Here is a 25,834-nt window from a genome sequence, read left to right as displayed (position 1 = left end):
GGCTGATGAACGAGCCGGACGTTGCGATTCATTTTTTCGTGTGCCCTCATGCAGACTACTGATTTCAAGACCGTAGCAGAAAAATACAAAGTTATTTTCTTCGATGCCTTTGGCGTACTGAAAAACTCGGAAGGGTTATTGCCGGGTATCGAACATACATTCGACTGGCTTCGGGAAACGGGCAAAGAGTTTTATGTACTCACCAACGATGCCTCCCGCGGTCCCCACGAGTTGGCCGAGTCTTATTACAAACAGGGCTTTTACGCCATACAGCCCGAACGCATTATTTCGTCCGGTATGCTCGCCCGCGAATACCTGGACCTGAAAGTACATAATGGCACCGTTGCGTATTTAGGAACCGAGAAATCGGCCCATTACCTGGAAACGACAGGTCTTAAAACACTGCCTATCAGCCAGGTCGACCTGAAAGATGTGGCTGATATCAACGCCCTCGTTTTGCTGGATGACGAAGGCTTCGACTGGAATACCGACTTAACAAAAACAGTCAACCTGCTCAGAAAACGAAACATACCGGTCATTGTGGCCAATACCGATACAACGTATCCCGTATCGAAGACCCGCATTGCCATTGCGATTGGAGCCGTGGCTAAAATGATCGAAACCATCGTTGGAAAACAATTTATCCGATTTGGCAAACCTGACGCTCAACTGTTTATGTTTGCCTACGAGCGACTGAAGGATGTCGATACCATTAGTAAACGGGATATCCTGATGGTAGGCGACACCCTGCGAACGGATATATTGGGCGGTAATAAATTTGGGCTGGATACGGCTCTGGTATTGACCGGGAACACCCAGCCGCAGGATGCCGAGGTATTAATTCGCAGTACCGGCATTATCCCTACCTATATCTGCAAGTCGGTCATCATCCGCTAAACTAGGCCTCATTTACCAGTTAACAGGCTTTTTGTGAAGCAGATAGCCTCACCAACAGAGTATATACGAACGATTCATGTGCTAAAAAATTGTTTGATAATACAAAGGTAAATACGTTTCTTTGCGCAGTTTTTTAACTCGAACAGACTACTAAAATGTCGGACATTGCACAGAAAGTAAAGAATATCATTGTTGAAAAATTAGGCGTTGAAGAATCAGAAGTGACGCCTGAGGCAAGCTTCACCAACGATTTAGGGGCCGATTCGCTCGACACAGTTGAGCTGATCATGGAATTTGAAAAAGAATTCAACCTGCCTATTCCTGACGACGAAGCTGAGAAAATCTCTACGGTTGGCCTGGCCATCGAATACCTGGAGAAGAACATCGGCAAATAAGTCGTAATCAGAGTAAGCAAACGTCATAACGAATACCTCGGTACCTGTCCAATTAAACGAATTGGAACTGGTACTGGGTATTGAAGCCAACGCCAACAAATACGGTATCGGCGTTGTTTTTCTTTTTTCATTTCGTAGTAAACCCGTATGACAATCAAGCGAGTAGTAGTGACCGGCCTCGGTGCCTTAACACCGATCGGCAATGATGTAGCCTCTTACTGGAACAGCTTAGCCGCCGGTGTAAGCGGGGCCGGTCCCATTACAAAGTTTGACGCCAGCAAATTTCGCACGCAGTTTGCCTGCGAACTCAAAGGCGTGGATGTTACCCAGTTCATTCCCCGGCAGGAAGCCCGTAAAATGGACGCGTTTACCCATTACGCGCTCATTGCCACCGATGAAGCCGTGCGTGATTCAGGATTAAATCTTGACACTATCGACAAAAATAAGGTTGGCGTTATCTGGGGGTCCGGCATTGGTGGTCTCAAATCATTTGAGGATGAGATGATCGACTATGCCAAGGGCGATGGTACTCCCCGAATCAACCCGTTCTTTATTGTCCGTATGATTGCAGACAGTGCATCGGGCCAGATTTCGATGCGGTATGGCTTTCGGGGAACGAACTACGTAACTGTCTCGGCTTGTGCCTCGACAAACAATGCCATTATTGATGCGTTCAACTACATTCGGTTGGGCAGACTCAATATGTGTGTGGTAGGTGGTTCAGAAGCGGCCGTTACCCGGGCCGGTATCGGCGGATTTAACGCCAACCGGGCGCTATCTGAGCGTAACGATTCGCCCCAGACGGCCTCACGTCCTTACGATAAGGATCGGGATGGTTTTGTACTGGGCGAAGGAGCTGGCTCGCTCATTCTTGAAGAATATGAGCATGCCCAGTCTCGTGGGGCTAAAATATATGCTGAGTTAATTGGCGGGGGTATGTCGTCTGATGCCTATCACATTACGGCCCCCCACCCCGATGGCCTGGGCGCTTTTCTGGGAATGCAGGATGCGCTGGCCGATGCGGGAATTGACCCGACGGAAATCGATTACATTAACACGCACGGCACCTCAACGCCAATTGGAGACCCTCAGGAGTTAAAAGCCATTCATCAGTTATTTGGTGAACATTCGTTTAAATTGAACATTAGTTCAACGAAGTCGATGACCGGGCATTTACTGGGAGCCGCCGGAGCCGTTGAAGCTATCGCGTGTATTAAAGCACTGGAACATCAGCTTGTTCCGCCTACGATTAATCACTTCACCGACGACGACGAAATTGATCCCCGCTTCAACCTAACGTTCAACACCGCACAGGAGCGCTCGATGACAACTGTGATGAGTAACGCGTTTGGATTTGGCGGCCACAACGCCATCGTTATCTTCCGTAAACTTAGCTGAGTCGTGCAAATCGCTCTGCCCCGTAGTTTATTCAATCCTCTCGACTGGTTCAAGCGTGGCAGCGCTGATCCGCGCAAAAATCTGCGCCGATCCATTGCGCATATCATAGGCGCACGCCCGTCCAATCTTGGCCTGTATCAGTTGGCCTTACGCCACACGTCGGCGTCAAAAGCGACGGCTATTGAGGGGTTTCGGGAATCGAACGAACGGCTGGAGTATCTGGGCGATGCCGTACTGGGTATGGTTATTGCCGAGTTTCTGTTCAAGAAGTACCCCTACAAAGACGAAGGTTTTTTAACCGAAATCCGCTCCCGAATTGTCAACCGGGAAACCCTGAACGGGATTGCCCGTAAAATTGGTCTCGACCAGCTTATTGAGTATGACGGCAGCCGAACCCGCAGTTTACCCGCCCGAACATCCATGTACGGCGATGCGCTCGAAGCACTGGTAGGTGCCGTATACCTGGATAAAGGATTTCGATTTTCACGTCAATTTATCCTCAAAGATCTGTTGGCCCATTATGATATTGAGTCCGTTGTTCAGAATAATGGCAACTACAAGAGCCGCTTAATTGAGTGGGCGCAGCGAGAAGGCAAGGAAATTCGCTTTGAGATCGTTTCCGAAAAAGGCAACAGCCACTTCCGGGAGTTCATTTCACAGGTCGTCATTGACGATGAGCCGTTTGCAACGGGGAGCGGTTACAGCAAGAAAAAAGCGGAGCAGTCCGCAGCCGAAAAAGCCTTCGAAATGCTCGCCAACAAGTGAAGTCGTTTCAACAAGCTTAAGCTACTTATGGCCTTATAACGAAAAAGCCACTCTGACAGAGTGGCTTTTTTTTATAACCTTTATCCGTCATTCTGGCACAATTGCGCCCTTTTCCTTACTTTCCCAATGACAAACTTGCCGAAATCCGCGCGCTTTAGCCTATGGCATAAAGTTTGAAAAATACCAGATAGAACCTGTTAACTAATTCTAAACTTAAAATCTCAATTAGTCATGAATCCGTTAATGCGCACGAACAACCACTTACCCTCATTGATCGAGAACTTTTTCGGCCGCGACATGAACGACTTATTTAATACGAATGGTGCCGGTGTGGCTAACGTTCCAGCCGTAAATGTGGTCGAGCACCAGGATGGATTCCGGATCGAAGTAGCCGCACCGGGTCTTAAGAAAGAAGACTTCAAGCTCAATCTGAACCACAATAACCTGACGATCACAGGTTCTCAGGAAACTCAGAAAGGAGAGCAGGATAAAAATAACGAACGGTATACGCGCCGGGAATTTAGCTATTCATCCTTCCAGCGGACGTTTACACTGCCTACGTCGGTAGATGCCGATAACATTCAGGCCTCTTACACGGATGGTGTCTTGAAAATCGACATTCCCAAACGGGAGGAAGCGAAAGTGAAACCACCCCGGCAGATTGAAATTGGTGGTTGATTCAGGTAATTGAACACCTATCGGAGAAGCCCGTGAGTACACAGCCCACGGGCTTTTCGTCAATCAAAAAGCGCCTTAACAAACTGCTGTTAAATTTTGTTAAGGACGCACAATACCCGGATTTTTCGGACGCTTCTTTCCGTTATACTACCAGCAGACAATATCTGGCCTTAACACAAAAAGAGAGTACTTAGATTTTCCCATTAACTATGAAAAGCAACTGGAAATTATTAGCGTTGATGGCACTCCTGTCGAGTGCAATAACGCTGGCCGCTTACAACCTGTTGGGATTCAACAACCGGGATGTAATTTTTAACGAAGCGTCGCCCATTCAGCAAATTACGGGTCGTCTGGCATCAATGCCCGGTGGACCGAACGCTGCACCGGGAGACTTCTCTACGGCTGCCGAAGCCGTAACGCCAATGGTTGTACACATTCGCACAACCATGACCCGTACTGTACGTCAGCAACAGGTTCCCGACATTTTCCGGGATTTCTTCGGTGATGAATTTGGCGGTGGTCAGCGGCAGCCTCGCCGTCAGCAGGGTCAGGCATCTGGCTCGGGCGTGATCATCAGCAAAGACGGTTATATCGTAACCAACAACCACGTGGTGCAGGATGCCGATGAGGTTGAGGTGATCATGACCGACAAACGCAGCTTTAAAGCGAAAGTAATTGGTACCGACCCACTGACTGACCTTGCCGTTATTAAAGTAGAAGCCAACAATCTGCCGGCTATTACGCTGGGCGATTCTGACGCGCTGAAATTAGGCGAATGGGTACTGGCCGTTGGTTACCCGCTCGATCTGGAATCGACCGTTACGGCCGGTATCGTGAGCGCTAAAGGCCGCCGGATTGGTATCCTCGACCAGAATATCAGCAAAACGGATGCAAAGCCGGATTCGCCTGTAGAAGCCTTCATCCAGACAGATGCTGCCATCAACCCTGGTAACTCGGGTGGTGCGCTGGTTAACCTGCGTGGCGAATTAGTTGGTATCAACTCCGCTATTGCTTCGGCAACGGGTTATTACAGCGGCTATGGTTTCGCAGTACCGGTATCGCTCGTGAAGAAAGTATCTGCCGACCTGCTCAAATATGGTAACGTACAACGCGGTTATATCGGTATTCTGCCAATCGAGTTGAACAGCACGGTAGCCAAAGAGAAAGGGGCAAAAATTGGCCGTGGTATTTACGTTGAGAGCGTTGTTGAGAAAGGCGCTGCCGAAGCAGCAGGTCTGAAAAAAGGCGACGTTATCGTGAAAATGGAAGGCCAGACGCTTGACTCGGACGCGCAGATGCGTGAGATCATTGGTCGTCGTCGTCCGGGTGATGTGGTAAACGTTACCGTTAACCGGGATGGTGCCGAACGCGACTTCAAAGTCGAACTTCGCAACCGCAACGGTGGCCGGGATGTGATCAAGAAATCGGACGTTACAGCTGCTAACACATCCTTGAACACACTGGGTGCCAGCTTTGAAGAGCTATCGGCTCAAGAAGCGAAACAACTTGGTGTTACCGGTGGAGTTCGGGTTAAAAAAATCACCGATGGTAAGTTAGCCGAGACCGATGTTGAGGAAGGCTTCATTATCGTGAAAGCAAACGGCAAGAACGTTAAAACGACAAAAGACCTGCAAGCCATCATGTCGACGGTAAAAGAAGGTGAAGGCTTAATGCTGATTGGTATGTACCCCAACAGTTCGCGGATGTACTACTACGCAGTGCCAGTCTAATAGTCGGTAAGCTTTTAAAATAAAAAGTCCTTTTGTGGCGTCGGGTTTTCAAACCCGACGCTTTTTTTATGTACCAGTGAACAAAAAAACGGTCGGGTTTGAAAACCCGACCGCACAAACGATTTTTTATAAACAGGCTGACTTACCAGCTACTATTCGAAGTAATTCAGAACCTGATGGCCGCTATTGGCGAGGAGCTGGTCACGGCGGAACAGGTCGATATCAGCGCTCATCATGTCTTTCACCAGAGCTGGAAGGTCGTATTTGGGTTTCCAGTTCAGTTTGGTCATCGCTTTGGTTGGATCACCCAGGAGTAGGTCTACTTCGGTTGGGCGGAAATAGCGTGGGTCGATACAAACAACGGCCTTACCAACTTCAACGGGGAAATCCGCATTTGTCGAACTCACAACGGTACCTACTTCGGCAACACCTTCGCCCGTAAATTCCAACTCCACACCAATTTCGGCGAACGACATGCGCACAAAATCCCGAACGCTGGTTGTTACACCGGTGGCAATGACAAAATCCTCCGGTTTTTCCTGCTGAAGAATCAGGTACATCGCTTCTACATAGTCTTTGGCATGGCCCCAATCGCGCAGGGAATCGAGGTTACCCAGATACACTTTATCCTGAAGGCCCAGTCCAATTCTGGAAACAGCGCGCGTAATCTTACGCGTTACGAACGTTTCGCCCCGTAACGGTGATTCGTGGTTGAACAGGATACCATTGCAGGCATACATGTTGTACGCTTCCCGGTAATTGACCGTAATCCAGTAGCCATAAAGTTTGGCTACAGCGTAGGGAGAACGTGGGTAGAAAGGGGTCGTTTCCGACTGGGCATGGCCCTGAACGCCACCGTAAAGCTCGGATGTTGATGCCTGATAGATGCGCGTCTTTTCGGTCAGGCCAAGCAGCCGGACGGCTTCCAGAATACGCAGTGTACCAATACCATCTACTTGAGCCGTATATTCCGGCTCATCGAAACTAACACGCACGTGCGACATAGCACCGAGATTATAAATTTCGTCGGGCTGAATTTCCTGGATAATTCGAATAATATTCGTCGAATCGGAAAGATCGCCGTAGTGAAGCTTAAAATGGATGTTTTTCTCATGCGGATCTTCGTACATGTGATCAATCCGCTGCGTGTTGAAAAGTGAGCTACGGCGTTTGATTCCGTGCACTTCGTAGCCTTTTGCTAACAGTAATTCGGCCAAATAAGCCCCATCTTGTCCGGTAATTCCGGTAATTAACGCTTTTTTCATAGCATTCGATAACTGGCGTGGCCAATTCCTAGATTTCCATTATACTGCCAAAGATAGGCTATGTTGCTAAAAGTGTGTTGCTTATTTTATCGACAGGCTCCGCCGGATGTCAACTTTGTCCGGTTGAAGCTGAGCAGAGTCGATCATCCGCTTCACTAATGTGTAGTAACGTTCGGCATCCATACGGCGCATGAAGTCGCCGACCTTCAGTCGATAGGTTGGCTGATTGTAGCTTAGATAAGGGCTCAATTCGGGAAAGTTCTGCGTAAGGAGCTGTCGCATGGCATCAACTTCCTGGCGCTGTGTACCGACATATACCTGAATACGAAAGCCGGGAGCATAACGTATCGACCGATTTTGCGCAGCAATGGTGTCCAGTACCATATCGAGTCGTCGATTAATATGCATGGCCTCAATAGGAGCCATGGGTTTGCGGTTTTCCGGTTTTCGGACAACAGGGCCTGGTGTAGTAGATGGTGCTGGCGTAGTTACATTACCGGAAGATATCGGAGCAGACCGGTAAACAGGTCGTACTGACGATAAATCTTCGTTGTAACTATTGTAATCAACCGTAGAGCGACCCGATGTAACGGAGCGGTTGCTGGCACACCCCACCATCATCAGCGAAACCAAAATAAGTATACCGCCAAGTTTACTCTTCATAACTAGTCTTTTGTACGAGACAAAATTAACCTTTTTGCTCTTGTAATACCCGAAACGTTGGGCAACCCTATGAAGCCCTCCTCTATTTTGGTTAATTTTGGGCATTCATCATGTAAACTACATGCTAAATTTACGAAGCTACGTTTCGCTCAAACCCTACAATACATTCGGAATTGATGCCAACGCGCGGTATTGGGTTGAGATTAGTCATGAAGAAGATCTCCGGACGTTACTTCAGCTAACTGAATTTGTTGACCAGCCCAAACTGATTCTGGGTGGCGGCAGCAATGTTCTGTTATGCCATGATTTCAGCGGCCTGGTCGTCAAAATCAACATTCAGGGTATTGATGTTGTACGGGAAGACGATACGCATGTGTACCTGACCGCCGGAGCGGGCGTTGGCTGGCATGAACTGGTGCAGTTTTGTGTCAGACATGGCTATGCAGGCATGGAGAATCTATCCCTCATTCCGGGTACCGTTGGGGCAGCCCCTATGCAGAACATAGGGGCTTATGGTGTTGAGCTGGAACAGGTATTCGAGTCGCTTACCGCCATTCACATACATACGGGTGAGCGCCAGACGTTTACTCACGCAGATTGTGCATTCGGATATCGGGAAAGCGTTTTCAAGCGGGAGTTGAAAGGTCAGTATATCATCACGAGTGTTACGTTTCAGCTGGATAAGCAGCCGACGTTTCATACCCGTTATGGGGCTATTCAGGAAACGCTGGCCGAGATGGGCGTATCGGACGATCGTCTTTCGATCAAAGCTATTAGCGAAGCCGTTATCCGTATCCGGCGAAGCAAACTTCCTGACCCGGCACAGATTGGCAATGCGGGCAGCTTCTTCAAAAACCCGGAAATCCCGAAGGCCCAATTTGACGCCCTAAAGAGTGAGTTTCCAAACTTACCCGGCTACCCGCTGGGCGACGAGGTAGTGAAAATTCCGGCGGGCTGGCTTATTGAACAGGCGGGCTGGAAAGGCTACCGCACTGGCGACGCAGGCGTTCATGCCAAACAGGCACTCGTATTAGTCAACTATGGTAACGCCACGGGCGATGAAATTCTGGCACTTGCCAAACAGGTACAGGAATCCGTACAAACCAAATTTGGTGTAACAATTACGCCCGAGGTAAATATAATTTAACAGCCTTAAAACGGAAAAACGAGTAACAGGTGTCTGTTACTCGTTTTTCCGTTTTAAGGCTGTTTGGTTTTATTCAAAGCAGAGGGAAGCAGCCCCTAGCAGACCCGCGTCGTTCCCTAAGGTAGCGCGTTTAATGCTTAATCCATTTTTATAATACGGATTGAGCCAGTAGTCGAGCGTTTTATTAACGGCAGGCAGTATGTAATCAAACGAAGCTGAGAGTCCTCCGCCAATCAATACTTGCTTTATATCCAGTACTTTAATGAGAGCCGCCAGGCCTTCTCCCAGGATTTCGCCCACCTCGGTCCAGATTTGCAGGGCCAGTTCGTCACCTTCAGCGGCAGCCGCTACCAAACCCGTTGTTGAGATACTATCGTCGGCGGGCAGTTGCGTCTCGCCTTTGTATTCGCGCCGACGCTCATTGGCTAAATCCAGGAGTTCTTTTTTACCGATGTTACGTTCCAGCACCCGCCCGTGGCGGGAAGGAATGTGGCCGGGCTCCATGGCATTGCCATCACCACCCGTAAAGATTTTTTTATTGATGATAGCCGCACCGCCAACACCTGTTCCAAGGGTGATGAAAATATAGTTTTCGGTTATCTTCTCTTCGGCAAAGTAGTATTCGCCCAGGGCCGCAGCATTGGCATCGTTAGCCAGGAAAAATTGAGTTCCCGGAAATCGCTTGCTTAGCAAATCAACCATTGGCGTACCGTTGATTTCGGGGATCGCCGTAATTTCAAGAGGAATCGTGCGCTCACGGTTAATCATACCGGGCAAGCCGATACCAACCTTTTTTACGTCTTTATTGGATAACAATTGTAAGGCAACTGCGTCGCCGAAGCGATCAACAAAGTGACCCGATTCCCGCCAGCTGATGGTGTCGTGGCTATAAAAATTGGAGATTTTACCGGTATTTGCATCGACAATACCCATTTTGACGTTCGTACCGCCGACGTCAATACCCAAATACTCAACGGAAGCCATTCGTAATAATAATCAGTTAATAGTGAACAGTTATCAGGTCAGGAACGGATGAATTGGGCGCAAGATACGAAAAGTAGGTGGTCGTTGGGCATATGTTACCGGCGGTTCCCCTTCATAGTTCGTTTACGGCGCGTTGACTTTGGTTAAATATCCCCCAATTGAGGGCGAATTAGTATCTCTTCAATAACGGCGCTTTTGGAAAGCGCGTAAGCAGCCCAGGCACTGTCAGCCACATCGTCGGCCTTCAGAAAGCGGTCTTCGGGCAGTTCGGTTCCTTCCCAGCTGGCGGTTAGCGTGGCCCCCGGCAGGATTGCCGTCACCTTCACATCATGGGGTTTCAACTCTTCGCGCAAAACCCGACTCATACCCAGCAAGGCGAATTTTGAGATACAATAAGAACCTCCATTGGTGTAAGCGGTAATACTGGCGGTTGAACACATCATAAAAATATGCCCTTGCCGACGGGCGATCATATCGCCCACCAGGCCCCTTGTGAGGTGATAAGCACTCGCCACATTGGTGCTCATGAGCTGCTCAAAGGTCCCTTCCGCTTCGTTATGGATCTGCCCCGGCTGAAACACGCCGGTATTATTGACCAGCACAGCTACGGGCCGTTGCAGGGAATGAATGTACTGAAGCAGACTATTGACCCCATCGCGGGTGGACAAATCGGCCGCAAAGGGCAAAAGGCCCGGCCCTTCTACACGATCAACCGAGCGGGCGCACACGACGGCATCGAAGCCCTCGGCAATAAATCGGTCGGCAATGGCGCGTCCGATGCCTTTTGAGCCACCGGTTACAACAACTAATGGGTTCATATACGAAACAGTCTGTTTTATACCCATTCGCTAGCTTATTAGCGGTTAACATCCGGGATAAACGAGGCTGCAAGTTACGTCAGAAACCATTCTGTCTTTACTAGGGTTCTCCCGAATGAATACTATCAGAACCACCCTGACGAGATTCAATTGATTTTCTACATGCTTTTATGTCACGAATAGGCAGTTACTTTCTCTTTTTAGGCACTCTTTTCCGCAATCGGGAAAAACTCAGTGTTTACCTCGGCCTGATTTTAAATGAATGTACGTCCATTGGTGTTGGCTCCATTTTCATTGTCGCCCTGGTAAACATCTTTATTGGGGCCGTTACCTGTGTTCAAACGGCTTATAACCTCACCAACCCCTTCGTGCCGAAATACATTATTGCGCTGATCGTGCGCGACAGTTCCATTCTGGAATTGGCCCCAACGCTCTCCTGCATTGTACTGGCCGGCAAAGTTGGCTCCAACATTGCCAGCGAACTGGGGACGATGCGCATCACCGAACAGGTCGACGCGCTGGAAGTGATGGGTATTAATTCCAGTTCGTATCTGATTCTTCCAAAGGTCATAGCCTCGGTGCTGATGTTCCCGCTGCTGGTTATTATGGCGGCTTTTCTGGCCATTCTGGGCGGCTATATTGCCGGAACACTGGCGGGGGTAATTTCGGCAGAAGAATACGTAACCGGTCTTCGTTTCGATTACAAGCCCTTCGGTATTGCCTTTGCACTCATCAAAACCGTGGTGTTCGCTTTCCTGATTTCAACGATCTCGGCCTTTCAGGGGTATAACGTGAGCGGGGGAGCGCTCGAAGTAGGTGCCGCGTCAACATCGGCCGTTACCAACAGCTGTATTGCCATTGTGGCCGCCGACTTCGTTCTGACCCAGTTGTTACTCACCTAAAGGTAAAATTGGACCGCCGAAGCGGAGCGAAAGAGTGAAAGAGTGAATGCGCAACCACGCCTTTCACTCTTTCACTCACTTACTCTTTCACTCTTATGATCGACATTAAAAACATAACGAAATCATTCAATGGCCGACAGGTACTGGCGGGTATCGACGGTAGTTTCAAACCCGGTGATACCAGTCTGATCATTGGCGGGAGCGGCACTGGTAAAAGCGTGTTGCTTAAGTGCATGATTGGCCTTGTTGCCCCCGATACCGGCGAAGTGCTGTATGACGGACGTAATTTTCTGAGCAGCGATTTGAATGAGCAGAAGGCAATCCGGCGCGAAATGGGGGTACTGTTTCAAGGGTCGGCCCTGTTCGATTCCAAAACGGTGCTGGAGAATGTCCGGTTTCCGCTCGACATGCTCACAGACCAGTCGGAAAGTGAGAAAGTTGACCGCGCTCAGGAGTGTCTGCGACGCGTAGGACTAGAAAACGCGGGCGACCGGATGCCATCAGAAATTAGTGGTGGGATGAAGAAACGGGTGGGCATTGCCCGTGCCATTGTGCTGAATCCTAAATATTTATTTTGCGATGAGCCTAACTCGGGCCTCGATCCATTGACGTCGATCAAGATTGATCAACTTATCTCCGAAATTACCGACGAGTACCAGATAACGACCGTTGTTATTACGCACGATATGAACTCGATGATGGAGATTGGCGAAAAAATCATGTTCCTCTACGAAGGCAAGAAACTCTGGCAGGGTGATAGTAGCACCCTTACTCATTCTGGCGTACCGGAATTGAACGAGTTCATCAACGCCAATAAGTTGATTCGGGAAATGGAAAAGTAAGATCGTTTGTCTATCAGTCGCTTAAAACTGCCAGCGGGCCTGCACTTTCACTTCCGATTTGTGGGGCGCATTGATCTGGTCGAGGGCGGAGCCAACGGTGTCCTGATTCGTAAGGTCTGTTCTGGCCCAGCGTACCCAGATGTCCAGATGGCGACTCAGGTTATATTGAACCATTGCGTAATGCCGGAAACCCCGATTATAATAGGCCGGGAATGAGAAGGCATAGAGCACATCGCGCTCGTACACATACTGGCGACTGTCGTAATCGTCTGTTCCGAACAAGGCTATCCGGGCACTTACACTTAGCCGCTTCATCTCCAGCGCGGCATCCTGTACCATCGCAAATCCCCGCGACGCCGATTGTCCCGCATACCGAAACCCACCCCATTGCACCCGCGACCGCAACCTTAGTCGAGGTATCAAAATATAATCGGCAGTGAGCGCGTAACTCCGGCGGGTGGTGCCTACTACGGTCTTTGCTTTATCGACCGTGAAATTCTTTTCTTTATGCTCTTCGTGATAAACCCCGTAAAAGGCCGTTTGCCGATTGGGGGTGTACCGAAGCTGAAGCAGGTAGTCGAATCCTTTTGATGGCGTATCCACTAAATATTTCAGCCACGGGAAACTGAAATAATCGACAAACCCACCCACGGATAGTTTTCGATAAACCGTGTATTTCAGACCTATGTAAGCCCCCGACTCGTTGATTGTCCGGCTCCCCTCGCTGAAGCCGTTGCTGTAAAAACTGTGAAAGTTCCGGTCGTAATGCCGAAGCGTAATGGCCAGATCAAGCTTTTTCGTTAAACTGGCCAACGCACCGGCAACGGCTCCTATCCCTCCCGAATTAGTAGCCGAACCACGGCTGCGGGCCACTTCGCCAAACAGGTTCCAGTTGTGCCAGATGTATCCGCCATGCAAACCGACCACCAGGTTTTGGGTACCCGTAAATTCGTACTGGTTGTAGGCCAGATTACGACGTTGGAAAAACGTATCGAATGTCGTTTGTAGAATAGTCAGGCCAAGCTGCTGCTGGTTTCGGGTATGATAAAGCAAGTGGAGACCAACATTTGTTTCGAGCAGACTACCTCGGTCATCCAGTTCAGATGGCGTTCGGTGCAGTCCGGATGTTTGCAGGGACGTAGCCACGACACCCGTTCCCAAGCTATCCGCAGCCGTATTCGCATCGCGCCGATTACGGGCCGCCAGAATCGTCAGGTCGACATTTTGATGGATAGCATAGGTAGCGGAGAAACCCCGAAAATAACCGTATTCGGAGAGAGAAGTATAGGGGCGGGCACCCAACGTCGGCCGGCGGACAGTCTGCACTGTTTCGGCACTTTTACCCAGGACAAATCCCGCCGATAGGACCAGGCCCTGCCCGATCTGTAGTTGATAGTCGCCCAGCAGAATGTTTCGCCACTTACCCCGATTTTGCAGCTGGGCATGAAACGATAAATAATCGGCTCCATACTGACGGGCCGATGGCCGCCAGTTTATCGCTTCGCCAGGATCTTTTTCTACCGTTACCCCAAGGCTGAAGGCGCGGGGACGGCTGTACCGGTAGCGGGCGTACCATTGCCCGGAACCACCCAGATAACGAGTGGGCAGATTACCTTTTTTATCGGGCGTAGCTACCGAAAAGCCTTTTTGCGGCTCCAATACCTGTTCGTAGCGCAAAATCAGGTAGTTATCCACAGGTGTGGGCAAGGCTCCGAACAAGCCCGGACTGCCGGCTACTGTTACAAAGGGCCGTAGTTTCCGGATAGTAGGCAAGTCGAAATCTGGAACGGCCTGCAGTTCATTAATAGACAGTAGATCACCAAATTCAGCCCGGTAAGCGGCCAGGTTACTTAGCTGGCGTTCGGAGAGCAGATAAGTGGCTTCCAGCTCATCGCGGGTGGCCATGTTCAGGTCGATTGGATTGGCGTAGAGCTGCGTGAGCGCGTCGTAGACAGCGACATAGTCGATTCCCTCCGTCTGTACCGGAAACAAATCCTGCAGGTACCGATTCAAGGCATCGGCCGATGGCTCAGCCCCTGGATACCCAGACCTGTCATTTTGTGAAAACGCCGGATAAGCGGTTAGCCAGCTGGCAACCACAAGCAGGTAAATAAACCGCAAAGCCCTTTGTGATGAATACGTTACACATACGGGCTTAGACGGGAACAAGACAATAAAGACACAAATTCACCCCAGAAGGACACTTGCAAAAGTCTATGCAAAGCGACGCTTCAGGATTTCGACCAGTTCGCTTACTTCATCGCTGCTCATGTCCCAAAGGTATTGCGACGCGTAGCGGTATGAAATCAGATCAAGTGCCTGACCATAATTATTGAGCGTATCGATCTCTTCTACGGCCTGGTTATAGGCGCTGGCATTGCCATTGAAGAGTTGATTGATAAACCGGAATTTCTGGTTCAGCGAGATACTCCGCGCAATACTTTCGATGGGTGCCCGGTGAAACGTTTCGGCAACGGTCGTCGGCTCGGAGGAAGTGGCGTCGCGCAGAGTGTCATTCAGCGTGGTCGGCGCTTCTGACGAACTCGCAGGCCGGGCCGTCTCGGCATCGGGGAGTTGCGTGTCCGGGCCATCTGTCGACAGCTGCGACGGTTGCGCACTCGGTGCTACCGGCTCCGGCCCGGCAGTATCATCCAGGAACAGGGCTCCTCCGGAGCCGGACTCTTCCATACTGCTGAGGATAGGTTCTGCATAAGCCTGCGACGGAATGGCCGGTTTGGGTTCAGCACCGGTCATGGCTGACTCCTGAGCCACCAGAGGAGCGGGCGGCACAGAGGCTTCGGTTGCCGTATCGAAAAAAGACCGTAACGGAGTCGTCGGGATACCGTCGGGTACATGACTTCGTAACAAAGCCGACACATCCATCGGTAATTTTTCCGAAAAAAGTTCGACAAACGGCTCATACTTCTCCAGATCATGTCCCCGCTGCGTCAGCGCTTCATCCAGATGGGTTAATGCCTGAGTCGCGTAGATGAACGGTTTCCCATTCATCCGTTGCAGGACATGCGCTGGAATAAACTGGTTGATTTTCGTGTAACGGATAATTTGTTTCAGGACATTGGCCGTCAGTGTAAAATCCGGCTGGCTGCGGAACATATCATCAAAATAAGCCCGAGGGTCGAAAATCATGATAATGGTCCGGCGGGTAGCATCGGCCAGAAGCGGTTCCAGATGTTCACGACGAACGGAAATATATTGCGACACCACGTTCATGAAGTTGCGTAAAGCTTCCTGAACCTCTTCGTTCGTAAAATCAAAATAAGGGCTACGAAACTTAACCGCATCGGCTTGCCATTTATCCGATAAACTGCTAATGATAAACAGATTGATCTGGCTAATGGGCGTTAGGGACAAAATCTGCTGACCATTCATCGTCGAATGTTGCTGATAGAAGTCGGACGCTATCCGACGGGCATACGACTTACTGTATTCAGAGAGGGCGTTGGCGTTAAACTTGTTCGACATTAGGAAAAGCCTTTGTTTTGTAAATATATAACTTTCGGCCACAAACCGGCTGTTATCAATGAAGAAATCAAATGCAGCGGGTTCTGCTCCGTGGTTCAATCCAACAACGGGCAGACCGTGTGGATATATGAAGCAGTATTCGTTCTTATTGTTCATCGTCCTCACATTTGATCTGGCTATCCAGCTGTATTTATCAGTCTTTTTGATGTCTATCTGATGTTTATTGAACCCTCACGCCGACGCGAGCCCCCTCACCTTCGTACCGGATGGATTGAAGTGATCTGCGGCTCGATGTTCTCCGGAAAAACGGAAGAATTGATTCGCCGGCTTACGCGTGCCCGGATAGCAAAACTGAATGTCAAAATCGTTAAGCCCGCTCTCGACACGCGGTACCACGATGAAAATATCGTTTCGCATTCTTCGATTACGATTGCGTCCATTCCAGTGCAAACAGCGGGCCAAATTTTAACTCTGGCGGGAAATTGTGATGTAGTTGGCGTCGATGAGGCTCAGTTCTTTGACCAGGAAATCACGGATGTTTGTACTCAGCTGGCCAATCAGGGAAAGCGGGTCATTGTTGCAGGGCTGGATATGGATTTTGCCGGTAAGCCCTTCGGGTGCATGCCGCAACTATTAAGTATTGCCGAGTACGTTACGAAAGTCCACGCCATATGCGTTGTATGTGGCGATATAGCCCAATACTCTTATCGGCTGGTTCCCTCTAAAGAGCGTGTCCTGCTGGGCGAAACGGATAGTTACGAAGCCCGCTGCCGACGGTGCTTTAATCTTGGTAAAGATGCGGGCAGAAAAGAGTGGGCTTACGAAGACGCCGACAAGGATGTATGAAGAATTGTATTTTTCGCATACTAACGGAAAGGGCAGATTGATCAAATACTGGCTTTTATTACCCGTATGTCTGGTATCATTTCTTCGTTGCTGCCCATCATTGGCCCAGATTGGCAACTGGCAGACACACGTTAGCTATCAATCAGGACGCTCGGTAGCGGTGGTGGGTACAACCGTGTACGCAGCCACCCAAAACGGTTTCTTCTACTATAATAAAACCACCGGGGAAACAACAACCCTTGGCAAACAGGATGGCCTGAGCGACGTGGGCATCAGTCGCCTGCTGTATCTACCCGACCAGAAACGGCTGCTCATTGCCTATCAAAACGGTAATATCGATTTCCTGAATCTTACCGATACGAACGAGCCGGGAACCGTCGATCATGTGAATACCATCGTTACGGCCCCGGCCCTCCCCACCGCAAGAAGCATCAATCACATCAATAGATTAGGCTCATTCGCGTATCTGAGCACCGATTTTGGCCTTGTTGTTCTGGATTTACAAAAGAACGAAATCCGGGATACCTATTTCAGTCAGCGAGCAGATGGCACACCCCTTCCTATCGTTCAAACAGCCGCCACATCAGACAGCCTGTATGCCTTGACTGCGCCCATCCGGGTTACGGATACCGGCCGTAGACTCCGGGCGATACGCTTTGCTGCCAGCGTCAATATAGCTGACCCTGCCAACTGGAAGCCGGTTCCCGAACCGGGCCAACAGCCTGAATCCATTGTGAGTAATCAGGGTCGATTGTCGGCCAGCGTCAATGGGCAAGGAATTTATGAACGACAATTGGGTCGATGGGTGCTAACACAGGCACTCACAAATCCATTGATCCGGCAATTTCCGAATGCAACCGGCCCGCTTGTGGCGACCAATCAGGCCGTAACGGCTCCGGGTATCGGCTCATTGACCGGCTCTCTTCTGAGTAACCCGCAGGAAGCACTGGTCGATGGCGCTACAGTCTGGGTTGCCGATGCCTCAAGCGGTTTGCTGGCGGGCAATAGCGGTACGTTTCAGCGCATCGCTCCGGAAGGCCCATCCCGCGATTTGTTTGCCCAGCTGTATGCATATGCACAAACGCTGATCGCCTTACCGACCGGTCCTTTAGATGTTACGCTGCTTTCGGGCAACCAGCCGCCGGTCGATGTCTTAGCCGTGCCAAATAACCGCTGGATCAGCAGCCCAATCTCCGGTCTGACACGTGGGTTCAATGCGGCCGCCTATGTATCTGTCGAGCAAAAACTTTACCTGAGCAGTTTCGGTGGCGGACTCTGGAGCCAGCCCGACGGTCAGACGCCCACGGCGGTTCCCTTACCTGCAACGATTAGCCCATTTATCACCAGCCTGGCTACTGACATCGATGGGAACTTATGGCTGACAACCGGACGAACAACATCTACCCAGGCGACTTTGCACGTTCGTCGATCCAACGGCCAGTTTCAATCGTTTCCGGTCGTCAATCAGACAAACATCGTCCAGATTGTACCCGACGACAATGGTTTTCTCTGGCTTCGTCCCGACTTGGGTGGTGGCTTGCAGGTGTTCGATCCCCAAACGAACCGCATTCGATTTTTAGGCACCGGCACCGGACAGGGCGGCTTATTGACCAATACCGTTCGGGCGCTGGTTAAAGACCGGACGGGGGCAATTTGGGTAGGAACGGATCTGGGACCAACGGTTTTTGATAATCCGGCAGGGGCATTCGATGCCGCCATTGATGCCCAGCCCCCTATCATTAACCGGCGTCGGTTGCTGGCCAATGAGTTAATTACGGCCATTGCCGTCGATGGCGGTAACCAAAAATGGCTGGGTACCCGCAGCGGTTTATACCAGGTTGCACCGGATGGCTCACAATTGCTCAACACATTTACCGCAGCCAACAGTCCACTGCCGAACAACACGGTTCAGGCGCTGGCGATTGAGCCTATAAGCGGCAAAGTATACATTGAAACCGGAACCACCGACCGGCCCACTGGCCTTGTTTCCTACCAGAGCACCGCCACAGAACCGGCTTCGGCGCTTAGCAACCTGACGATTTTCCCCAATCCCGTCCGCCCTGACTTTACCGGTACGGTTGGCATCAATGGACTGACGGACAACGCCACAGTAAAAATCCTGGATGCGGGTGGGCAGCTTGTTTACGAAACCCGGTCGCAGGGGGGGACCGCTACCTGGGGGCTTCGCGATTACCGGGGCCGCATGGCCCAAACGGGTATCTATCTGGTTGTTGTCGTCTCTGCCGATGGCTCCGAGGGATTGGCCGGAAAGCTGGCCGTTATTCGCTAATCATCGTACATTATCTTTATTGCCCCCCGCCTTTACTATCGTCGTTACGGATTTTCCGGCTCTGTTTACCACCCGAACTCATTTGTCCAAACTTATAACTCAGCGTCAGCCGCACCGATCGGTTGACGAACGCCGATGTATTCTGCGCCGTGAAACTGGGTGCAAACTGCTCACCGGTTATGCGGACATTCCGGTTGAACGGATTATTGACGTTCAGGGTTAGCGTGATCTTCTTGTCCATCAGCTCTTTTTTGGCCGACAGACCGTAATAATACCAGCCCGAGTTCCGGTTTTGGAGGGAGATCCAGCCCGAGCCGACGTACCCATTGGCCTGTATAGTAAGGTCTTTGGGTAGTTTGTAAGATACATTGGGGCTTATACTCCAGACCCAGCCGTTGGTTCGCTGGTTGAGCGCGAGGCTGGTTAAGTCCACATAGGTAAGGTCAGTACTAATCGTAGCATTGAGCTGCTTGGTAGGCTGAAGCGTCAGGTTCATATTAGCTCCGTAGCTGGCATTACGACCAATATTCTGGGGCGTCGTCAGCGCAACACCCTGCGCATTGACCGTCGACAGCCACTCGATCGCGTTATTGGTTTGCCGCCAGAACAGAGCCGCATTGAACGACGAGCCTTCTTTCCCGAATGTGCTGTACGACAACTCGGTAGCGTGGGTCAGCTCAGGGTTCAGAAACGGGTTGCCGGTCTGGATGTTATTAGGGTCGCTGGAGTTTCGGAACGGATTGAGGTACCAGATCAGCGGGCGGGAAATCCGCTGCGTATAGCTGACCTTAAATGTGTGTTTGTCATGCAGGGTTTTCGCCAGGGTAAAACTCGGAATCAGGTTCTGATACTGGCTGTTAAATGCGGTCTTCGTCGAGATGAAATCCCCCGATATAGTCGTATGCTCAAGCCGGGCCCCGGCGGTCAGATTCCATTTGCGTTTTGAATCGACTTTTAATGACGTGTACCCGGATATCACCCCCTGATCGTACATAAAATCGTTGGAACGACTGGGGTCGATCATGTAGTCGGCATCCAAACCGGTGGTTGCCTGTTCAACAACAAACTCACTGCCGATACTGCGCTGAATGGCTTTGGCCCCTGCTTCCAGCTTGAAACTAAGCGTATCCCGTTTGGTGTGCGCCGTAAACGGATGCGTGTAATCGGCCTGAAACGTGTATTCGTTGTTACGGCTCAGGTTCTTGCTCCTCTCCAGATAGGTAGGCACTTCCGAATCCATGTTGTTTTGCCGGATGGTGTAGTAATAATTGTCCGGCATCCGGGCGTACTGTGTGAGCAGGGAGAACTCCTGCCCCGGTTTTTTGAACGACTTCGTCCAGCCGAGGTTAAATTCTGTGTTGCCATACGGGTTCCGGAATTGTATATCGCGGTGATACGCCTGCAGCAGCCCACCCTGTGCATCGGTCAGGCGGCTGTTGAGGGTGCTGTTCATGGGAAAGTTACCTCCCCAGGCGTTGGCCGAAAAATTAATCCGGTTCGTTGTGTCGGGGTCATAATCGAGACTCATCTCGCCATAGCCGCCGGTGCCGGTATTGTCACGATACGTACTCTGCCGAAGAATGCTGGTTGGGAGGCCAGCGGATAGTGACGTGCGGGTGCTGGTATTCTCGCCAATGTTGCGGTATTGATACCCATTGAGCGAAACAGCAAAGCCCAGTTTTTTGCCTTTGATATTCAGATTGCCGCCCAGCGAGCGGTTCAGATTACCCGCCGTGGCATTCACTGTTCCGTTCGTTCCCTGTACCGCTTTTTTAGTGATAATGTTGATAACGCCCGCCGAGCCTTCCGCATCGTATTTGGCGCCGGGGCTGGTAATCACCTCCACCGATTTAATGTTGCTGGCGGGCATCTGTTTCAGCGCGTCGGCCAGATTACGCGCCATGATACTCGACGGTTTTCCGTTCACCAGCACCTTAATGTTGCCGCTCCCGCGCATCTTCAGGTTACCGTCCAGATCAACCGTCAGCATCGGCACTTTCCGCAGTACATCGGCGGCTGTTCCACCCGTATTGGAGGCATCTCTCTCGGCATTATACACCAGCCGGTCGCCTTTATCTTCCACCAGCGCCTTTTGCCCAACCACATCTACCTGCTTCAAACTACGACTGTCCAACGCCAGCGCAATGGATGCCAGCGTCACAACGGGCTTTTCAGCAGTGATAGCAACGTTATCGACTATTCGGGTGCGATAGCCCACGAAAGAAATGACAAGTTTATACCGCCCAATAGCTATTTGCTCGATAGAAAAACTTCCTTTTTCATCCGTAGTTACTCCCTTTATGATGGTACCGTCCGGAGTTTGCAAGGCTACTGTAGCAAAAGGAACGGCGTTGGTTGTGGTCGAGTCGGTAAGTGAACCGCTGATGCGGCCAGGGCTTAGTTGAGCCAACGCCATGAAGGGCATTAGCCAGACGGCAATCAGGAAAAGGTTTTTCATAACAGAAGGTTGGAGCAATGGTCAGTTTTCTCAGCTCATTGGCTGATCGTTGAGCAAAACTAGGAGGCTGTCAGGCAAGGTTATATGTCGTTAGGATAATTTAACATCCCGCCTATTCAGCTCTCTGTTCTCAACGATGAGAAAACAATCGATTAAGTTGCATCCCGTTTTCCATAGCTTTTCATTCTTTACCTGAAAAGTCGATCAGCTTGCTTCGGCGGGTATTTCAACGTCTGTAAGAATCTGCGGCACCACGTTTGATTGCCCGGCAAAGCCATTCATTTTCAGCCGATGGTTTCCATATTGAAAGAAGCCTGCAAAGCAATTTGATGAATCAGGGCATTTTGCCTAATTTTGACCGTTTTTCTGCCACCTCGTTCACGTGCCAAACAGGCCCGAATGAGTAACCAAATGCAATCAACGCACTCATTATGAGAGAAATACAATTCCGTGAAGCCCTGCGGGAGGCCATGACGGAAGAAATGCGCCGGGATCCGAAAGTTTATCTGATGGGCGAAGAAGTCGCCGAATACAACGGAGCTTACAAAGTCAGTCAGGGAATGCTGGATGAATTTGGGCCTGAGCGGGTTATTGATACCCCCATTGCCGAGCTTGGTTTTGCCGGTATTGGCGTTGGGTCAGCCATTAATGGACTGCGACCCATTATCGAGTTCATGACCTTTAACTTCTCGCTCGTAGCGATTGATCAGGTTATCAACTCGGCGGCTAAAATTATGTCGATGTCGGGTGGACAGTATTCCTGCCCCATCGTATTCCGTGGACCAACGGGTAATGCCGGGATGCTATCGTCGCAGCACTCGCAGAACTTCGAAAACTGGTTCGCCAACACCTCCGGTCTGAAAGTGGTCGTTCCGTCAAATCCATACGATGCCAAAGGACTACTCAAGTCGTGTATCCGCGATAACGACCCCGTTATTTTCATGGAGTCGGAGCTGATGTACGGCGACAAAGGGCAGGTTCCGGAAGAAGAATACCTGATTCCGATTGGTCAGGCCAATGTTGTTCGGGAAGGAAACGACGTGACGATCGTATCGTTCGGCAAGATTATGAAGGTAGCCCTGGCGGCTGCCGATGAACTGGCGAAGAACGGTGTTTCGGCGGAAGTGATCGACCTGCGTTCGGTTCGCCCGATCGACTACGCAACGATCATCAACTCGGTTAAGAAAACGAACCGCTGCGTTATTGTTGAAGAAGCCTGGCCATTAGCCGCCATTTCGTCGGAGTTGACCTATAATATCCAACGGAATGCATTTGATTACCTCGATGCGCCCGTTGTTCGGGTCAACAGCATGGACTTGCCGTTGCCTTACGCACCTACCCTCATCGAAGCTATTCTGCCAAACGTAAAGCGTACTCTGCAAGCGGTGGAAACGGTGATGTACAAGAAGTAGGTATACTGATTTTGGTATTGAGGAGCGTCGGCCTGCCAGGTCGACGCTTTTTATTTGCCAGTTTTGATGCCCCGATAGGGCAAAAATTAGTTGGCGGCAAGGCTTTCTGAAACACGTTAAACAAAAAATGCCCGGCCGTTTGAGCGTGGCCGGGCAAATCACTATTGCATAGTTGTAGGTAAAACCACAATACGATTTGAAAAGTTTACACCTTGAAAAATAATTAAATAGTTTTTCGTATTATTGATATGTATGAACGATTTGTCCGACAAGACGCCCAAAAAGGCGATTCTGAAGCAAAGTGGCCGTATTATTTATGAAGTCACGATCCAGCATGTTGGTACGTTAACGACATTACGTCAGCGGGAACCAACGGTCATTTTCTTTTCTAATCTTCGAAAAGCAGTGGATGCCATTACGGCTGAACTGGCGTTGAACAACTGGCCTTCCAAAGTCAATTACACAGCGGTGTATCGGGGCGTAAAGCAACGGGAATTTTACAGTTGTGATTTTAATGTAGCGGGTGCCCGGGTTTTTCGGGTCAAGGTTGTTCCCCGGGTACTCAACCCGGCTCTACCCCGCTTAGGCATTGATGAGAACCCCGCAAAATGAGTGACGGGTACTACCAATGCTATCCCATAAAATTTTAAACACAGAGGCACGGCGTGCACAGAGATTAAAAATTTACTTGTCGATTAGTTAATCTCTGTGTACGCCGTGCCTCTGTGTTTGATAACTATACCTACTTAATAAGCTTTCAGGCTTAAATCAAGGCTTTTGATCTGGTGGGTTAGCGCACCGGATGAGATGTAATCGACGCCGGTTTCGGCGTAGGCCCGCAAATTGGTTTCGTCGATTCCGCCTGAGGCTTCCGTTACGAAGCGACCGTTGATCAGGCGTACCATATCCCGGATTTCGTCGGGCGCAAAGTTATCCAGCAGGATCACATCGACCTGGCCTACCCGGAGTACTTCCTCCACCTCGGCCCGGTTACGGGTTTCTACTTCAATGCGTAGACTCCGACCGGTATCTTTCAGATAGGTAACAGCTTTGGTAATGGCCGCTTCAATGCTGCCGGCATAATCGACGTGGTTATCTTTAATGAGAATCATGTCGTAAAGCCCAAACCGGTGATTCACGGCTCCACCAATTTTCGTAGCCATTTTCTCACAAATCCGGAAGTTGGGTGTGGTTTTGCGCGTATCCAGGAGTTTGGCACGTGTGCCTTCCAGCAGGTTGACCAGCTCTCGGGTATGCGTAGCAATACCACTCATACGCTGCATACAGTTGAGGACCAACCGTTCGGCGGTTAAAATATTCCGGGCATTTCCGCTCACGGTCAATACCACATCACCGGGGTTGATACTGGCCCCATCGTGCAGGAGAACGTCCACGACAAAATTGGGGTCTACTTCGGCAAATACGGCTTTCGCCACCTCAACACCGGCCAGGATACCCGTTTCTTTCACCAACAGCCGGGCACGCTTCTGCGCATCGGCCGGAATGGTCGACAAAGATGTATGATCCCCATCACCGACATCTTCGGCAAGGGCTAACTGAATAAACTCGTGTAGATTCATAGGCGCAAGGTACTAGATAATTCTTTTTTGACAGCTACCAATTCGCTCAAGTCATTCAACAGATCCGCTTTGGTCGCTTGTGCGATTGAAGCATAGCCGATATCATAAAACTTTATGCAACCGTTGACTGATAGCGCAAGTAATCATCTTGAGTTGTTAAAACCTTTGCTCTTTTTTGACGAATCACTTCTATTCTTTTTACAACGGTATGATGCAGCACAATAGCCAAACCGACAGTAAAAGGTATGACAAAATTTACACTATTAATGGCAAATCTTTGATCAACGTATATTGATAATGATTGACACAAATATATTGGATAAGACAGTTCGCCTATATAGCTATCAATCTTAGAATCTTTTGTTAAGATAAAAATGAAAGGCAGGGTAATAACGAAGCACACTATATAAATTAAATGAAATGCTGTCTGATACAATGGAAGACCGTCAAAAAGGGCAAAAATATTACCATAAGCGGCTATATAAATCCACAGGAATACCGTTATTAAAACTAAATAATTTTTATTTAGATTGTAAGTCAAAATTTGCTTATAGCTTCTGTAACAGACATTTCCTATGAGGAAATACATCATTTCTGTTGGAAAAAACCGATAAATCCAAGGATCATATTTCATTTTCAGAACATAATATATATAGAGCCTGATGAGTAGTGAAGTGAGTAATAGTATAAAGACACTCGTTAATCTGCGTCTGACGATAAAAGGGGCAACCAAATAGAACATTATTTCCAAAGCAATTGTCCAGGCTTGACCTAACAACATGAACGAGTTCACTTCTGGCTGTACATTATGAAAGTTTTTTGTAAAAAACAGGGCCCCTGTCGAAACATCCAGTCCTAAAAATAAGGCTAAATCCTAGCCCATAATGAAGGTATTAGCCAGTAGAATATAGGCCAACGTAACGCCATTTAATTCGGCTATATGCGATGACATAATACCGAACCAGTTTTCGGTTTGGTTAAAAAATGAAAAATCGATAAATGTGATAGCCAACGTTATAAGACCAGTTAGCAAATACACGGGATATAAACGCAGTAGACGATTAGTAATAAATAAATTATAAGTACTTGTTCCCTTCTTATACTTTTCATTAAGTATCAGAGACATATAAAATCCTGATATCACAAAAAATAGCTGAACAGCCAAAGCACCACCACTAAACTTTACTCCCAGCAAAGGTTTTCCGGTGTGAAAAACCACTACCGAGATGGCCAGCAAGAATCTTAGTATCCCCATTACATCCTTTAGTTTATTTACAAATA

The 25,834-nt window shown here is 49.6% G+C and carries 21 protein-coding genes and 1 pseudogene; 13 read left to right on the top strand and 9 right to left on the bottom strand.

Features of this window, described 5'->3' with window-relative positions; genetic code table 11:
- Positions 1–48 precede the first annotated feature (48 nt).
- The 6 genes from ACYVJM_RS29485 (at position 49) to ACYVJM_RS29460 (ending at position 5,863) form a co-directional block, all read left to right on the top strand.
- Entirely contained in the window at positions 49–897 is an 849-nt protein-coding gene (locus ACYVJM_RS29485) for a TIGR01459 family HAD-type hydrolase (protein WP_461151716.1), read from the top strand.
- A gap of 155 nt (positions 898–1,052) precedes the next feature.
- Positions 1,053–1,292: an acyl carrier protein gene (locus tag ACYVJM_RS29480; protein WP_012929621.1), complete on the top strand. Its 240-nt coding sequence runs from the start codon at positions 1,053–1,055 to the stop codon at positions 1,290–1,292.
- A 147-nt stretch (positions 1,293–1,439) separates the two neighbouring features.
- Positions 1,440–2,690: a beta-ketoacyl-ACP synthase II gene (gene fabF, locus ACYVJM_RS29475; RefSeq protein ID WP_012929622.1), complete on the top strand. Its 1,251-nt coding sequence runs from the start codon at positions 1,440–1,442 to the stop codon at positions 2,688–2,690.
- A 3-nt stretch (positions 2,691–2,693) separates the two neighbouring features.
- The gene (gene rnc / locus ACYVJM_RS29470; protein WP_461151715.1) at positions 2,694–3,455 is read left to right on the top strand and encodes a ribonuclease III; all 762 of its coding nucleotides are present in this window, start codon (positions 2,694–2,696) and stop codon (positions 3,453–3,455) included.
- Positions 3,456–3,686: 231 nt separating this feature from the next.
- Positions 3,687–4,133, top strand: coding sequence for an Hsp20/alpha crystallin family protein (locus ACYVJM_RS29465; RefSeq protein ID WP_461151714.1), 447 nt, complete (start codon positions 3,687–3,689; stop codon positions 4,131–4,133).
- Positions 4,134–4,342: 209 nt separating this feature from the next.
- Positions 4,343–5,863, top strand: a complete 1,521-nt coding sequence (locus tag ACYVJM_RS29460) for a Do family serine endopeptidase (protein WP_461151713.1) — start codon at positions 4,343–4,345, stop codon at positions 5,861–5,863.
- A gap of 152 nt (positions 5,864–6,015) precedes the next feature.
- Here ACYVJM_RS29460 and gmd read toward each other — a convergent pair whose 3' ends face one another.
- Entirely contained in the window at positions 6,016–7,128 is a 1,113-nt protein-coding gene (gene gmd / locus ACYVJM_RS29455) for a GDP-mannose 4,6-dehydratase (protein WP_461151712.1), read from the bottom strand.
- Positions 7,129–7,209: 81 nt separating this feature from the next.
- Positions 7,210–7,791, bottom strand: coding sequence for an SPOR domain-containing protein (locus ACYVJM_RS29450; protein ID WP_461151711.1), 582 nt, complete (start codon positions 7,789–7,791; stop codon positions 7,210–7,212).
- A 121-nt stretch (positions 7,792–7,912) separates the two neighbouring features.
- Between ACYVJM_RS29450 and murB the strand changes: the two genes are divergently transcribed.
- Positions 7,913–8,938 carry a UDP-N-acetylmuramate dehydrogenase gene (gene murB, locus ACYVJM_RS29445; protein ID WP_461151710.1) on the top strand — a complete coding sequence of 342 codons (1,026 nt, stop codon included), beginning with the start codon at positions 7,913–7,915 and terminating at the stop codon, positions 8,936–8,938.
- Positions 8,939–9,007: 69 nt separating this feature from the next.
- On the opposite strand, the gene ACYVJM_RS29440 is transcribed toward murB, so the two are convergent.
- The gene (locus ACYVJM_RS29440) at positions 9,008–9,922 is read right to left on the bottom strand and encodes an ROK family protein (protein WP_461151709.1); all 915 of its coding nucleotides are present in this window, start codon (positions 9,920–9,922) and stop codon (positions 9,008–9,010) included.
- 143 nt (positions 9,923–10,065) lie between these two features.
- Positions 10,066–10,740, bottom strand: coding sequence for an SDR family oxidoreductase (locus tag ACYVJM_RS29435; RefSeq protein WP_461151708.1), 675 nt, complete (start codon positions 10,738–10,740; stop codon positions 10,066–10,068).
- A 170-nt stretch (positions 10,741–10,910) separates the two neighbouring features.
- Between ACYVJM_RS29435 and ACYVJM_RS29430 the strand changes: the two genes are divergently transcribed.
- Together ACYVJM_RS29430 and ACYVJM_RS29425 are read left to right on the top strand one after the other, a co-directional pair.
- On the top strand, positions 10,911–11,642 hold the full coding sequence (locus ACYVJM_RS29430) for an MlaE family ABC transporter permease (RefSeq protein WP_461151707.1): 732 nt from the start codon (positions 10,911–10,913) through the stop codon (positions 11,640–11,642).
- A gap of 95 nt (positions 11,643–11,737) precedes the next feature.
- Positions 11,738–12,484: an ABC transporter ATP-binding protein gene (locus ACYVJM_RS29425; RefSeq protein WP_461151706.1), complete on the top strand. Its 747-nt coding sequence runs from the start codon at positions 11,738–11,740 to the stop codon at positions 12,482–12,484.
- A gap of 21 nt (positions 12,485–12,505) precedes the next feature.
- On the opposite strand, the gene ACYVJM_RS29420 is transcribed toward ACYVJM_RS29425, so the two are convergent.
- Positions 12,506–14,605: a ComEA family DNA-binding protein gene (locus tag ACYVJM_RS29420; RefSeq protein WP_461151705.1), complete on the bottom strand. Its 2,100-nt coding sequence runs from the start codon at positions 14,603–14,605 to the stop codon at positions 12,506–12,508.
- Positions 14,606–14,698: 93 nt separating this feature from the next.
- Positions 14,699–15,967, bottom strand: a complete 1,269-nt coding sequence (locus ACYVJM_RS29415) for a hypothetical protein (RefSeq protein WP_461151704.1) — start codon at positions 15,965–15,967, stop codon at positions 14,699–14,701.
- Between the two features lie 216 nt (positions 15,968–16,183).
- Here ACYVJM_RS29415 and ACYVJM_RS29410 point away from each other — a divergent pair, with 216 nt between their 5' ends.
- Positions 16,184–16,813, top strand: coding sequence for a thymidine kinase (locus ACYVJM_RS29410; protein WP_461151703.1), 630 nt, complete (start codon positions 16,184–16,186; stop codon positions 16,811–16,813).
- Complete coding sequence (gene porZ / locus ACYVJM_RS29405) at positions 16,806–19,103, top strand: type IX secretion system anionic LPS delivery protein PorZ (RefSeq protein ID WP_461151702.1); 2,298 nt, start codon at positions 16,806–16,808, stop codon at positions 19,101–19,103. Before ACYVJM_RS29410 ends, porZ begins: the two co-directional genes overlap by 8 nt.
- 16 nt (positions 19,104–19,119) lie before the next feature.
- On the opposite strand, the gene ACYVJM_RS29400 is transcribed toward porZ, so the two are convergent.
- Complete coding sequence (locus tag ACYVJM_RS29400) at positions 19,120–21,561, bottom strand: TonB-dependent receptor domain-containing protein (RefSeq protein WP_461151701.1); 2,442 nt, start codon at positions 21,559–21,561, stop codon at positions 19,120–19,122.
- A 431-nt stretch (positions 21,562–21,992) separates the two neighbouring features.
- Here ACYVJM_RS29400 and ACYVJM_RS29395 point away from each other — a divergent pair, with 431 nt between their 5' ends.
- Both ACYVJM_RS29395 and ACYVJM_RS29390 read left to right on the top strand, forming a co-directional pair.
- Positions 21,993–22,973, top strand: a complete 981-nt coding sequence (locus ACYVJM_RS29395; protein ID WP_461151700.1) for a pyruvate dehydrogenase complex E1 component subunit beta — start codon at positions 21,993–21,995, stop codon at positions 22,971–22,973.
- A 252-nt stretch (positions 22,974–23,225) separates the two neighbouring features.
- On the top strand, positions 23,226–23,585 hold the full coding sequence (locus ACYVJM_RS29390; protein ID WP_461151699.1) for a hypothetical protein: 360 nt from the start codon (positions 23,226–23,228) through the stop codon (positions 23,583–23,585).
- Between the two features lie 134 nt (positions 23,586–23,719).
- Here the strand turns inward: ACYVJM_RS29390 and nadC are convergent, their stop codons facing one another.
- Positions 23,720–24,553 carry a carboxylating nicotinate-nucleotide diphosphorylase gene (gene nadC / locus ACYVJM_RS29385; protein WP_461151698.1) on the bottom strand — a complete coding sequence of 278 codons (834 nt, stop codon included), beginning with the start codon at positions 24,551–24,553 and terminating at the stop codon, positions 23,720–23,722.
- 112 nt (positions 24,554–24,665) lie between these two features.
- Positions 24,666–25,808 (bottom strand): annotated as a pseudogene (locus tag ACYVJM_RS29380) (acyltransferase family protein).
- Positions 25,809–25,834: the final 26 nt, after the last annotated feature.

The organism is Spirosoma pulveris, assembly GCF_054781875.1.
The sequence above is the reverse complement of the archived record's forward strand: the minus strand, read 5'-3'. Positions and strand labels throughout refer to the sequence as shown.

Coding starts and splice junctions, on each gene's coding strand:
- ACYVJM_RS29400 (WP_461151701.1), bottom strand. CDS start 21,561: ATGAAAAACCTTTTCCTGATTGCCGTCTGGCTAATGCCCTTCATGGCG.
- gmd (WP_461151712.1), bottom strand. CDS start 7,128: ATGAAAAAAGCGTTAATTACCGGAATTACCGGACAAGATGGGGCTTAT.
- nadC (WP_461151698.1), bottom strand. CDS start 24,553: ATGAATCTACACGAGTTTATTCAGTTAGCCCTTGCCGAAGATGTCGGT.
- ACYVJM_RS29430 (WP_461151707.1), top strand. CDS start 10,911: ATGTCACGAATAGGCAGTTACTTTCTCTTTTTAGGCACTCTTTTCCGC.
- ACYVJM_RS29465 (WP_461151714.1), top strand. CDS start 3,687: ATGAATCCGTTAATGCGCACGAACAACCACTTACCCTCATTGATCGAG.
- ACYVJM_RS29435 (WP_461151708.1), bottom strand. CDS start 10,740: ATGAACCCATTAGTTGTTGTAACCGGTGGCTCAAAAGGCATCGGACGC.
- ACYVJM_RS29390 (WP_461151699.1), top strand. CDS start 23,226: ATGAACGATTTGTCCGACAAGACGCCCAAAAAGGCGATTCTGAAGCAA.
- ACYVJM_RS29485 (WP_461151716.1), top strand. CDS start 49: ATGCAGACTACTGATTTCAAGACCGTAGCAGAAAAATACAAAGTTATT.
- ACYVJM_RS29395 (WP_461151700.1), top strand. CDS start 21,993: ATGAGAGAAATACAATTCCGTGAAGCCCTGCGGGAGGCCATGACGGAA.
- ACYVJM_RS29460 (WP_461151713.1), top strand. CDS start 4,343: ATGAAAAGCAACTGGAAATTATTAGCGTTGATGGCACTCCTGTCGAGT.
- murB (WP_461151710.1), top strand. CDS start 7,913: ATGCTAAATTTACGAAGCTACGTTTCGCTCAAACCCTACAATACATTC.
- porZ (WP_461151702.1), top strand. CDS start 16,806: ATGTATGAAGAATTGTATTTTTCGCATACTAACGGAAAGGGCAGATTG.
- ACYVJM_RS29440 (WP_461151709.1), bottom strand. CDS start 9,922: ATGGCTTCCGTTGAGTATTTGGGTATTGACGTCGGCGGTACGAACGTC.
- ACYVJM_RS29410 (WP_461151703.1), top strand. CDS start 16,184: ATGTTTATTGAACCCTCACGCCGACGCGAGCCCCCTCACCTTCGTACC.
- ACYVJM_RS29450 (WP_461151711.1), bottom strand. CDS start 7,791: ATGAAGAGTAAACTTGGCGGTATACTTATTTTGGTTTCGCTGATGATG.
- fabF (WP_012929622.1), top strand. CDS start 1,440: ATGACAATCAAGCGAGTAGTAGTGACCGGCCTCGGTGCCTTAACACCG.
- ACYVJM_RS29425 (WP_461151706.1), top strand. CDS start 11,738: ATGATCGACATTAAAAACATAACGAAATCATTCAATGGCCGACAGGTA.
- ACYVJM_RS29415 (WP_461151704.1), bottom strand. CDS start 15,967: ATGTCGAACAAGTTTAACGCCAACGCCCTCTCTGAATACAGTAAGTCG.
- ACYVJM_RS29480 (WP_012929621.1), top strand. CDS start 1,053: ATGTCGGACATTGCACAGAAAGTAAAGAATATCATTGTTGAAAAATTA.